The organism is Sporolactobacillus sp. CQH2019 (assembly GCF_028765345.1).
Classification (GTDB): Bacteria; Bacillota; Bacilli; order Bacillales; family Sporolactobacillaceae; genus Sporolactobacillus.
Genome location: NZ_JARAJZ010000003.1, coordinates 41591 through 53572, shown reverse-complemented (window position 1 = coordinate 53572; position 11982 = coordinate 41591). Strand labels below are relative to the sequence as shown.

The 11982-nt window shown below is 45.3% G+C and carries 9 protein-coding genes and 1 tRNA gene; 6 read left to right on the top strand and 4 right to left on the bottom strand.

Annotation, left to right across the window (positions count from 1 at the left end; all coding sequences use genetic code 11):
* Positions 1 to 55: 55 nt before the first annotated feature.
* Entirely contained in the window at positions 56 to 1072 is a 1017-nt protein-coding gene (locus OYT88_RS05225) for a LacI family DNA-binding transcriptional regulator (RefSeq protein WP_274398374.1), read from the bottom strand.
* Positions 1073 to 1613: 541 nt separating this feature from the next.
* Between OYT88_RS05225 and OYT88_RS05220 the strand changes: the two genes are divergently transcribed.
* Positions 1614 to 1685: transfer RNA gene (locus OYT88_RS05220), tRNA-Gln, on the top strand.
* 178 nt (positions 1686 to 1863) lie between these two features.
* Here the strand turns inward: OYT88_RS05220 and OYT88_RS05215 are convergent.
* Positions 1864 to 2094, bottom strand: coding sequence for a tyrosine-type recombinase/integrase (locus tag OYT88_RS05215; protein WP_274398373.1), 231 nt, complete (start codon positions 2092 to 2094; stop codon positions 1864 to 1866).
* Positions 2095 to 2766: 672 nt separating this feature from the next.
* Here OYT88_RS05215 and OYT88_RS05210 point away from each other — a divergent pair.
* Both OYT88_RS05210 and OYT88_RS21065 read left to right on the top strand, forming a co-directional pair.
* Positions 2767 to 3204 (top strand): hypothetical protein, encoded by a 438-nt coding sequence (locus tag OYT88_RS05210; RefSeq protein WP_274398371.1) that lies wholly within the window; start codon positions 2767 to 2769, stop codon positions 3202 to 3204.
* Positions 3205 to 4497: 1293 nt separating this feature from the next.
* Positions 4498 to 4746 carry a hypothetical protein gene (locus tag OYT88_RS21065; protein ID WP_527194296.1) on the top strand — a complete coding sequence of 83 codons (249 nt, stop codon included), beginning with the start codon at positions 4498 to 4500 and terminating at the stop codon, positions 4744 to 4746.
* 233 nt (positions 4747 to 4979) lie between these two features.
* Here the strand turns inward: OYT88_RS21065 and OYT88_RS05205 are convergent, their stop codons facing one another.
* Positions 4980 to 5546, bottom strand: coding sequence for a TetR/AcrR family transcriptional regulator (locus tag OYT88_RS05205; protein ID WP_274398370.1), 567 nt, complete (start codon positions 5544 to 5546; stop codon positions 4980 to 4982).
* Between the two features lie 119 nt (positions 5547 to 5665).
* Here OYT88_RS05205 and OYT88_RS05200 point away from each other — a divergent pair, with 119 nt between their 5' ends.
* Positions 5666 to 6676, top strand: coding sequence for an NADP-dependent oxidoreductase (locus OYT88_RS05200; protein ID WP_274398369.1), 1011 nt, complete (start codon positions 5666 to 5668; stop codon positions 6674 to 6676).
* 279 nt (positions 6677 to 6955) lie between these two features.
* Here the strand turns inward: OYT88_RS05200 and OYT88_RS05195 are convergent, their stop codons facing one another.
* Positions 6956 to 7546, bottom strand: a complete 591-nt coding sequence (locus tag OYT88_RS05195) for a class I SAM-dependent methyltransferase (RefSeq protein WP_274398368.1) — start codon at positions 7544 to 7546, stop codon at positions 6956 to 6958.
* 509 nt (positions 7547 to 8055) lie between these two features.
* On the opposite strand from OYT88_RS05195, the gene OYT88_RS05190 reads away from it, so the two are divergent.
* Together OYT88_RS05190 and OYT88_RS05185 are read left to right on the top strand one after the other, a co-directional pair.
* Positions 8056 to 8844, top strand: coding sequence for an alpha/beta hydrolase family protein (locus OYT88_RS05190; protein ID WP_274398367.1), 789 nt, complete (start codon positions 8056 to 8058; stop codon positions 8842 to 8844).
* Between the two features lie 488 nt (positions 8845 to 9332).
* Positions 9333 to 11315: an ABC transporter ATP-binding protein/permease gene (locus tag OYT88_RS05185; protein ID WP_274398366.1), complete on the top strand. Its 1983-nt coding sequence runs from the start codon at positions 9333 to 9335 to the stop codon at positions 11313 to 11315.
* The last annotated feature ends 667 nt before the right edge of the window (positions 11316 to 11982 follow it).

Genomic DNA, 11982 nt, shown 5'->3' with positions numbered 1-11982 from the left:
CTTCATGTGTATCGATTAACGAAATCGGTTTCAAAAAATGACAAAAATTAATTTGTCATTCCGTCGACCCCCTGATCACTAAATTGGCCGGAAGTTCGAACAATTCAGGCGCTCCGGTTCGTTTGCCTTCCAGGCGGTCAATCAGCAGTTCCGCCGATTTTCTGCCCATCTCGTAAGGATCCTGTTGAATGACCGTGATGCCCGGCGGAATCAATTCACCCCATCCCCAGTCATCGTAACCGTAGATGCCGATTTCTTCCGGAACGGACCAGCGAAGTTCGTGCAGAATCTGCAGGAGAATGAGCAGCACCTGTCCGTTCACCGCAAACAGTGCCATCTTTTCATCCGGATAAAGCCTTTTCAGCCGCATTAATTTTTCTTTTATTGCAGGACGATTATTTTTATCAATAATCAGCGTACTGTCGCCGCTCTGATGCAGCGCATCCTCAACCGCCCGTTGACGGATCGACCGGGTGCTGATGCTGTTAATAGCTTCGGAGACAAAAAATATCCGTGTGTAATGATTTTTTATCAGATAGGCCGTCGCCTGGAAAGTTACATCGTAGTTGTTCGACGTCACGCAATCAAACAAAAATTCCTCAATCTGACGGTCGATGAGCACAACCGGTATCCCTTCTTTATTCATTTCAGTATAAATCGTGCTGGAATAACCAGTCGGATTGATCAACAGCGCATCCACATTATGATCAATCAATGACAGAATACCCTCTTCCTCCTCTTGCTGACTGTTATCCGTGTTCAGAATCAATATGTGGTAATCGCGCTGCTTACAAATGTCATTAACACCCTTCATTAAAATAGACGAAAAGGGGTTCTCGATATCTGCCACAACGACACCAAGGAGGTTCGTCCTCTTAGATTTCAGGCCTCTGGCGATGCTGCTGGGCCGGTAGTTCAGCTCATCAATAACCTGCCCGATTCGTTTTTTTGTTTTCAGCGACATGTATTCATACTTTTTATTCAAGTATCGTGACACCGTCGTTGTTGAGACACCCGCCGCTTCGGCTACAGCGGATATGGTTGCATGTTTTGCTATTTCATTTTTCTTCATCGGCGACCACCTGGCGTCTTTCTTCAATTTCCAGAACCTTGTTAATCGATTGCTAATGTAATCATTATAGCGCTTTCATTAGTAAAATCAAGCCAATTACATCATTTTCATCATTCCCTATTTCATATTTTGCGCGTCTTCCTGCTGCCGAGCGTCTGAAATCTGCAACTGCCGGATTTTCCGGACCCTCCCCAAGGGTTAATCAATTAACACTTTGAACATCTTCATTCTGAATTATTTATTGTTCATTCTGGAATCCCTTTCATAAAAATAATTGTAACAAAAAATGACGATACACCGCATCGAAAGTATCCACTTCTGATTTTGTGATTTTAATACCATTCAAGATAAATAAGGCAGAAGCTTGCCTGCCCTTAAAAAATGTTTTCACTCCGCGGAAATTTTCCCAGTGAAAAAGCCCGGAATAAAGCATGTTTTTGAGTAGGGTTCTATTTCGCTCCCAATCAGCCTAAAAATTTTTTTGAATTTCCTCTTGCATATTTCTTCATAACTGGGTATAATATTTCTTGTTCTGATTCATTACCCCATGGCCAAACGGTAAGGCAGCGGTTTCTGGGGCCGCGATGTTCTGGTTCGAATCCAGATGGGGTAATCACACAAGGGTCCGTAATCCTAACTGTATTAAGGATTACGGGCCCTTTCTCTATAAGAATGTCACGGGCTGTGTCACGCGTGTGTCACCGTTCGTTTTTTCAGCCGGCTGCTTCAGAGTGAACTGTGGGTGATTCTTCACCTGAGTTGCCCGCTTTTTGTGACGATTTTTCATCGGGTTACAGATTCTCTTCCTTTGTTTCACCAGCTGACAACTGGACCAGTCCGTCCAGATCCTGCGCCACCTCCTGATCGCGGTTCGGATACAGGTGCCCGTAAATGCCCAGCGTGATCTTCACATCGGAATGCCCGAGTCGGTCTCGGATAAGCAGGGAATCGGCCTTTCGATGGATCAAAAGGCTCGAATGGGAATGACGAAGGTCATGAACTCGAATGCGCGGTACCCTCACCTCCTCGGCCTTGCACCGGATCTAAACTGGAGGAAATGCTGATGGACTAATGAACCCCGATACCCGATGAGAGAGGTTCATGAAAATCCATTTAGATACCCCGGAATCAGTTATAATGGGGATAACAGTTGTATTGCATAGTTGACTGAAGAGATTTTCTGCTACGATCCGGAAAATAGGGTAAGGCACAGGATGGCTGATGGAGAAGTTGATCAAGATCGCTAGGCCGTGAAGAAGCTCCATCTGGCTTAGACCTATGGTCTGATCTATCGGGACCCAAATCCATCCGACAGCTCAAGAATTTCGATGATAGATCGATCAGGACCGGCACCGGTTTACCGAGCAAATTCACTTTTTGTAAGTGTGGCAGGAAATGGGAAATAGACTAAAAAACTGTCCTAAAACGAAGTGAATCTATATGCACGGTTAATTCCTGACACAGCTAAAGTATTAAAACAATTTTATAATAATTGTAATCTTTTTTAAGTGATATTATTTTGTTAGGTCATTCACGGTTCTCTCATGCGAGCCTGATATACTTATTGCTTTGGACTCCTAATAGAGTAGGACAAGCCGAAAGACTATTATGCTAACGCTGTGCAGGGTTAATTGTTTATTATAAGCCTTGAAAAATGGCGAAGAAAAAATAGTTCATATACGGAGACAATAACATTGAATTATCATTTGGGGTTTTCATTTAAAGGCTTCGTGGTTTTTTTATTACCAATGATACCAAATATATTTTATTTTCTAATTCCTACATCAGGTGCATCGAGAAGTAATATTAATAGTCATATCATTTTAGATGTTTTGGAACACGGAAGCCAGGCATTGTTTTTCTTTATGATAATATTTGTAATAAGGAAACAGATATATAAGAATATATGTCCTTATACAGTTGGTATGGCAATCATGCTATTGTTTTATTATGTATTTTGGATTTTCTGTTTTACTGGTGAATCAAATATAATTATTCTATTGGCAATGGCAGTTCTGCCAGTAATATATTTTACATTTGCAGAGATATGGCTTAATAATTATCTGTCTATTATACCAACTGCACTTTTTGGTATCATTCATGTCATTATTACATATTTGGATTTTAGTTAAGACAAAACAATAATGATTTGATATGGAACTAAGTTAATTCACAATCTACTTAAAATACGAATTATAGAACCCTGAAACTTTAAGGTTCCATTAAAAATTATTCAAGTCATTATTTCTATTTTAATGCTAAATTGCAATAATAATTTAGCAAAATAATTGCTTCGATTTTAATGGAATAATACTTATTCTACTGTGTGAATACCATATGATCTTCAAAGAAAAGAGACGGATCAGGTATGCTGCTCATCATTTGAACCGCCTCGACAGTTAATCAAAGCTTAATGATTCGTGTGTTTAATTTAAGAAATACCTGCATTTAATCCTTGAAGAAAGGGATTGGTGAACCTCTTCTGGTGTCCTCATCCCCCCCTCGATAACTCGATGCCAGACGTATTGGGATCTGAAAGAAAATGGCCGGATATTAAGGGCTTAGGGAGAAAAGCACAACGTGAAGGCCTGTTCATGAACATTTATAAACATGGAGACAGATCGCTGAAAAATCGATAAAATGCAGATGAGCTGATGAACCACGATACTCAAACAAAAAGGTTCATGAAAAACTCATTCAGGTACCCCGGAATCAGTTATAATGGGAAAAATAGTTCTGTTGCGCCGTTGACGGGTACCATGCAACCGTCGATCGGATTTAGGAGGCTGCACCCAATCAAAAAAAGTAGAGTCGGAACTGAGAAAAACTTATCAGTCGCACCGAATCGGGTTTGAGTCGCACCGAAATGAGGGAAAGCCGCACCGAATGCAGCTGAACTTGCACCGAAAAAGAGCGGTTGCTCTGAATCAGGCCTAACTCGCACCGAATCGGGTTTGAGTCGCACCTAAATGGGAGAAAGCCGCACCGAATACAGCTGAACTTGCACCGAAACGTTAAACAGCCGGTTTCAGGAATGTGTATCGGTCAACATATCCGGTTTATCGGTCGGCGCAGTAACTTTATCGGTCGACATGCCTCGTTTATCGGTCTTTACGGCAATTTTATCGGTCAATGTACCTCGTTTATCGGTCGGCGTGTCCAAATGGCGCCGGACTCACCCTGAATCCGGCTGAATCAGCATGGCAAAAATTCATTTGTTCCACATTTTAACAGATTTTCGCTTCATTCCTATTGATGTTGCGCAGTACGACGCTACTCCGCAACAAGGTTTTTGATCTGTTGAAAATGATAGATATTCCCCCTCTGTGTGTCAGTAGGGAGGGTGAACTTTATAAGGGACGTCTTGGAACGCTTGTACCGGCAGTTTTATTTGATACCCCAGCAACACCGTACACGTTCAGCGGATTGAAGAAAATTGCCAAACGCTCGTTCAACATTTAGACAAGGAAGATCTGAAAAGGATGCGTCACATCTTAGATGAAAAGGATCTGCGCTTAAGCGAAGTCTCGCTGGATAGTTTCATTCGAGGATTTCAACTGGGGTCGGCCTTATTTTATCAAATGAGGGATTATGAAGGATTTTCTGATGAGCGTTCAAAGTGCTCAGAAAAATGGGTTCCCCTTTTCATCCAAATGAGTCATGATAATCTTTGAAATGAACCGTCTGTCCATCAATGGAGTGGCTGAATACTTAAACGATTCATAGGTATCCATTCTCGGTGGGGCGGCCGCCCCCCGCCCCAAGTGGCGTCCCTCCTCCCGGAGTGTTTGCCTCCCCCAACCTCTTTTACACAATAATTACTGTTACAACTACAGCGACTGCCATGGACGAGAAAATAAAGTCCTAGACTGTCGCTGTTTTCATTGAACTAACATTACTCGTTAGTTCAATCATATCGTTGTGCTGCAGCCCCTATCAGGATAGCGCTCGCGATAATACTGAAGAGATGCTCAGCTCGTGGGGCGGACGAGGGCTGGTTGCTGAGCCACGCAAGCGCAGCAGCTAGTGAGAACAGGTCATCACCATCCATGTCGGTACGCGCCAGACCCTCGGCCTGAGCGCGAGCGAGAAGTCGCGTGCCTGCCATGCGCATCGTGACGCATGAAGCGTGGAGTGCGGACTCCGTGTCATCCTTGGCTGCCATCATCGCGTCCACAACACCTTGATAGTTGCCCGTGAATGCAACGACGTCGCGCAGCCACGACACGAGTGCATCATCGGGTGAACCCGCAGTTTCGAGCTCACGTGCCTTTGTCGTAAACTCGTCGAAATTTGCGCGGAGCAAAGCTTCGAGCAGCGCCTCTCTCGTCGGGAAATGACGATACAGTGTGCCAAGCCCGACACCAGCTTTGCGAGCAATTTCGCGCAGCGATGCATCGACGCCGTGCTCAGCTACAACGACGCTCGCGACTGCGAGTATGTGCTCATAGTTTTTCTTCGCATCAGCCCGCATAAAATTCCTCCTTGACATATGGAGCGGTGCTCCGTATAATGATAAGCGGAACAGTGATCCGATTAAGCGAAGCACTGCTCCGATAAGTATAACTCATTTGCATGAAAGGAGAAAGTAAGATGTCTACAGATACAATGAAGGCGATTCGTCTGCATGAATTCGGCGGCCCTGAGGTAATGCGTTACGAGGAGGCGCCGATTCCCGTGCTGAAGCCAGGTGAGGTGCTTGTCCGCGTTCACGCGGTTGGCATCAACCCCCCCGACTGGTACCTGCGCGAGGGGTATAAGGATCTCCCTCCTGAGTGGCGGCCGCCGGTGCCCTTTCCCGTCATTCTGGGCTCGGACGTGGCGGGCGTCGTCGTGGCGGTAGCTGCGGATGTGCAAGGTTTCTCCGTCGGCGATGAAGTTTATGGCATGGTTCGCTTCCCTAGCTTTGGGGAGAGCGCTGCTTATGCCGAGTACGTCGCCGCGCCAGCTTCGGACCTTGCAATCAAGCCGGCTAGTATCGATTATGTGCACGCCGCTGGGGCGCCGATGGCAAGCCTCACCGCGTGGCAGTTCCTGATCGAACTGGGGCACAATGAACCGAATCCGCTTCAACCGGAGATGCATCGTCCGGTGCCGCTCAACGGCAAGACGGTGCTCGTCAATGGTGCCGCGGGTGGCGTGGGGCACTTCGCGGTGCAACTGGCTAAATGGAGGGGGGCGCACGTCATTGCGGTGGCATCGGGCACGCATGAGTCGTTTCTGAGCGGGCTCGGTGTCGACGAATTCATCGACTACACCAAGAGTCCTCCCGAGGACGTCGCCCATGACGTTGATCTCGTCCTCGATGCCCTCGGCGGTCCTACTACCGGTCGTTTCTTGCGTACGCTCAAGCGTGGCGGCGCCTTATTCCCAGTGTTCTTAGGCTTCTCCGACGCCGAGGAGGCCGCGAAGCTGGGCGTCACGGTATCGATGACCCAAGTGCGCTCAAACGGCCCGCAGCTGGCGGAATTAGGCCGCTTGCTTGATGCCGGGACGGTTCGCGTCGCCATCGACAGCACGTTTCCACTTTCCAATGCTCGCAAGGCCCATGAACGAGCCGCCAGTGGACACATTCAAGGCAAGATTGTGCTCACGGTCGTGTAGGACGACAGCATGAATGATTATCGCAGTCCTCTTGAAACACAAATGAGTTTTGAAGAAATTTGCTAACTTAATTAAGAAAAAAAGGATGAACAACAATGATTAATACTTATGAGTTATGTTCACCTAAATCCGTCTGATGTGAATGAGTTCACTGCAGACGTTCAGGCCGTCGCTTCCAGCACGAGAGCGGAAAAGGGACGCCTCTTTTATGCCTTTACTTCGGAAGACGCGCATGATACGGTAATCAAATCTGATTAAGAGCTTGATAGTGGCAAAATTCTATTTTATAAAATAATAGCACAGCCATCCGTGATAATAATATTGGCTGCATTTATTAAAAACTATATCTTTTGTGATCACTTGTGTGTACTCACCGTTTTTATCGTTGCTCATAAAATAATTAAGTTTCACTTTTTCACAAGCGATTATCACTTGTCCATTGTACTTTAAAACACGATAGATCTCCTCTAACCCACGTACATATGAAGGCCAATGGAAGTGGGTTTGAAATGCCGTGACTAAGTCAAAACTATTATCTGGAAATGACATTTTCTCTACACTCATCACTGAAAAGGAGATATCATCGGCAGCATTATTCTTTCTTGCCATTGTTATTGCTGTTTCAGAAATATCAATACCCGTTACAAGACTTGAAGGTGCTCTCTGAGAAAGATATTTTGTTGTCAATCCATTCCCTACACCTACATCAAGTATCGTTCCGTTTTGAGGTATATTGGCAAACCCAAGGCCCCATTTAACCATTGGAAAATAAGCTTTATTCCAAAGTTTCATCATTACCTTTCCCAGCCATCCCTCAGGTTTTTTAGACTGAGCTAATAGTGTTGAGAGCAGCAATAAAATCTCCTCCATGTAAGATTCATCTCGGAGTAGTATAATTTCAATTTATTATAAGATAATTAACTTCTGTTTAATACTTCAACTTCAATTTTCCAAATAAAATCAGTAGAGCTTTCTGAACAAATTTCTTGAGGATTCTAGGCGAGACGAATAATTCTTCAGAAAGGCGTTCTGTTCAAGGTTTTCAGTGAATCCAGAAGAAATAAGCTTGGTGGCAGATCGGGAGGAAAGGGCTGGAGGGTGAAAAGGCCAGCGTGAAGGCCTGTGTGTGAACATTAATACGATAGAAAACAAAGCGATGAAATCCTGATGAGTCAATGCAATATCCAAATGGAAAGAACGATGAGAAATTGCGTCAGATCACTCGGAATTAGCTATAATGAAGAAAATGATTTTGTTGCAAAAATAACGGATACTGCGGAGCGGTTCAATTGGATCCATAAGTCGATCCGAAATGCCAGAAAGCTAAACGGAGTTTTAAAAGCAGGCTAGATAAAAAACTTTAAAAGGGGATTTTTACATTGGCATCTATTTCTTTGAGCCGCTCGGCTTATGGAGAACATCCGTCACAATTCGGAGTACTGCGGATGCCTAAGTCGGCTGATAGTTGTCCGGTAGTTGTGACGATTCATGGCGGGTTTTGGAAAGCGAAGTACGGCCTTGAGGAAATGGATCCGCTTAATGAAGATTTGGTTCGCCGTGGTTACGCCGCCTGGAATATCGAATACCGCCGTGTCGGAGAAGATGGAGGAGGGTGGCCGGGGACCTTTCATGATGTTATAGATGCCGTTAATCACTTGTCTGAACTCGGGAAATATTTTCCGCTTGATCTTTCTCGTGTAGTGATTCTCGGGCATTCGGCGGGTGGGCATTTGGCTCTCTGGTTAGCTTCCCGTTTCAAAGATCAAACGGATGAAATGGGCAGTCCATTGGCAATACATGTACGGGGTATTCTAAGCCTGGCCGGTGTTTCCGATTTGCAAAAGATGTGGGAAATTGATCTTGAAAAAGGAATGAGCAGTCCAGTTGAATCTTTTCTAGGTGGAACACCGCGGGAAGTTCCGGCTCGTTACCATTTAGCTTCACCCAGTGAATGGTTGCCTTTGTATGTTGAGCAAATTTTAATCCATGGAGACCGTGACTGTGATGTTCCGATCGAATTGAGTGTTGCATATCATCGTCGGGCGATGGCACTGGAGGATAAAGTCAGATTGATTGTTCTCCCGGGAATAGAGCATTTTAAACTCATCGATCCGTCGTCTTCAGCATGGAAATCAGTGACGAATTCACTGGAAGTTTTATTGGCGTAAAGGCCGCTCATGGTTTTGAACCCCAACAAGCTGCTGTCGTATGGGAACAAATGGATAGATTCAATTGAAATTCCATTTTCAACATGAATCTTTCATTATACAGTTCTGCTGAGAAAAAGGTTATTTGATCCGTTGAAAATGATAGATATCCCCCCTCTCCTCTGGTACTGTGTGTCGTTGAGAAAGGTGAACGTTATGAAAGACGTCCTCGAAACGCTGTACCAGTGTTTCTATTTCATACCCCGGCACACCATACGGGCCAAAAACGAACGGATTTTGAAAGGACAGCTGAATAAGGAAGATTTCGTCCACATTCTCCGCTTGACGGATGCAGCGAATCTTCAGTTAAGGGAAGTCTCGTTGGATAGCTTCCTTCGGGGCTTTTAACACGAGCATTTTTTTGTCAAAAAAGATAAAACAATGTTGACATTTTGTTTTACTTTTTATATATTTAGCCCTGACATTGAACTAGTAAAGGAGAAGATGTCATGGCCTTTCTCGAATTACAAGCCATTCACAAGTCGTACTTTTTAGGAAAAGAAGAATTTCCCGTCCTGAAAGGCATTGATCTTCGATTGGAGCGGGGCGAATTTGTCTCGATCCTGGGAGAATCAGGGGGCGGCAAATCAACCCTGATGAATATTATTGGCGGACTGGATCGTGAATTCACCGGTCAGGTCATGGTCGACGGGCATCCGCTCGACCATACCCGGCAGAAGCAGCTGGATGACTACCGCCGCAGTACCATTGGCTACATTTATCAATCGTATAATTTAATCAGCCATCTGAACATCGTTGAAAATGTTCTGGCCTCTCTGGACATGACGACGCTTACCGGGAGCCAGCGAAAAGAACGGGCCGTCGCGTTACTTAAAAAGGTCGGTCTCGGCGATCAATTAAAGAAACGCCCGAATCAACTCTCCGGCGGGCAAAAACAACGGGTAGCAATTGCACGGGCGCTGGCCGGCAATCCTGAAATCATCCTTGCCGATGAACCGACAGGCGCTCTGGACTCCGGGAACACCGCAGAGGTTCTCAAACTTCTGGAGGAGATCGCAGCAGAGGGTAAACTGGTGATCGCCGTCACCCATTCCCAGGAAGTCGCCAACCACGGAACACGGATTGTCCATCTTACGGATGGAAAAATTGATGGCGACACTCGGATTAAGCAAGCCTACCCAATGCCGCAGGATACCGCGAAGGACTTTCGGGCAAAGCCGCTTTCCGCCGGAGCAAGTTACAAGAATGCGTTCAAGCACCTCACCTTTAATTTCTGGCGCAATTCGATCATTATGCTCGGAACGGCCATCGGACTTTTTGCCGTCCTGCTCTTCAGCGGACTGGGTAACGGTATCAATGCCTTCATCCAGAATCAAATCAACTCGATGGTCAACCCCGATTCGATTACGGTATTAAAGAATCCCAGCGGCAAAAAAATGAGCAGCACAGAACTGCAGCAGTCGATGCAGCAGTTCGCCAATGATCCATCCAGGCTGCTGCTCACCAGCAGCCAGGTGGACCGCCTGCGCGGCCTGAAGCACGTCAACAGAGTGGAACCAGGTTACCAGTTAAGCACATACACAGTGTCTTATAACAAGAAAAACTCTAACGGGACAGGCATCCAGACCTGGACGAAAGCGTTCTCCGGCAACACAATTAAAACCGGCCATGCACCGGGGGATAACGAGATTGTCATTAACAAGAACCAGGCGATCGCTCTGATGAGTGCCAAAACCTACAAACAGCTTCAGGGGAAAACGATAACACTGACCCTGCCATGGATCAATAAGCAAAACCAGCCGATTCAGATGACCGGTAAGTATAAAGTTGTCGGATTTTCAGACAGCGCCCAGGTCCTCCCGGCAGCAACAAACTACAATACTATGCATCAGCTGATCGAGAAATATCACGGCATTGCGGGCGCAAACTTTGTCTCCGTCAACGTCACCGGACCCACTTACGTCAAACAGGTTGCGAACACCATTCAGGGACTAAAGGATCATGGTAAATACAGCTACGGGGCCATCACGGTCGGCGATATTCTGGATACGGTCAATCAGTACGTCCAGGTTGCATCGATTGTTCTCGCAGCGATCGCCGGCATATCGATCATGGTTTCCGCCTTGATGATCATCGTGACTATGTACATGTCAGTATCTGAACGGACTAAAGAAATCGGCATCCTGCGTGCGCTGGGTGAACGAAGGAAGGATATACGCCGGCTATTTACCGCCGAGTCGATCCTGATCGGCCTATTTTCGGCAGCACTCGCTCTTATTCTGGCTTACGGCTCAAGCGTACTGCTCAATCATGTGCTGTATAAAATCGTCAAGTTTAACATCGTCCAGATTACACCGGCCAACATCATATCAACAGTAATCATCGCTCTGGCGATCTCATTTCTTGCCGCTCTTCTACCGGCAAGACGGGCTTCACGGCTTAATCCGATTGACGCTCTGTCCGCTGACTAATTTTCGGATTAAGAAACATAAAAAAAGAAAAGGCTCTTTGCCGGCATTGTCCGGCAGAGAGCCTTTAATAAATGCCGAAATCCGGTAACACAAAATCTTTTTCCTTTAAGTTCATATAGCCGGGACGGAAAAATTAAGGAAAGAATGAGATTACCTGTCAACAATAAAGATGTTTTTTATCCTATTAAAATATTGCTCAAAATACTGCAATCAGATGGAAGAAGGAATAATTAATTGAGGAAAAATATAGAAGAAAATTTACCCATCAGAATCAGATATAGATTTAAAATCATAAGAGCCAGACGATTTTAGGCCACTAGATGATCATGAATATAATAAAATTTTCATAAAAGTCAATTATTCAAGGGCCATCTTCATATTCAACGGCGATAGCGTGCAGAACCGATGACTGGATAAACCAGTTTCAGATTTGAGCAGGCATCTCTAATATCTCCCTGCCCGTCACATTCGTATGTACCACACTGTTTTTCCGTTTCTCCATGATTCGGACTCTCCCTGAACATTCTTTTGCTAGTTTAACGGACAAATTATCCACAAGCCGATATTTTATAATTTCCTAAACAATAAGAAAAGAAGAAAGACGGGACTTTTGTCCCGCCTTCTTCCTGAGGTTAAGGTGGCAATCTGATGATTTCAAACGGAATTT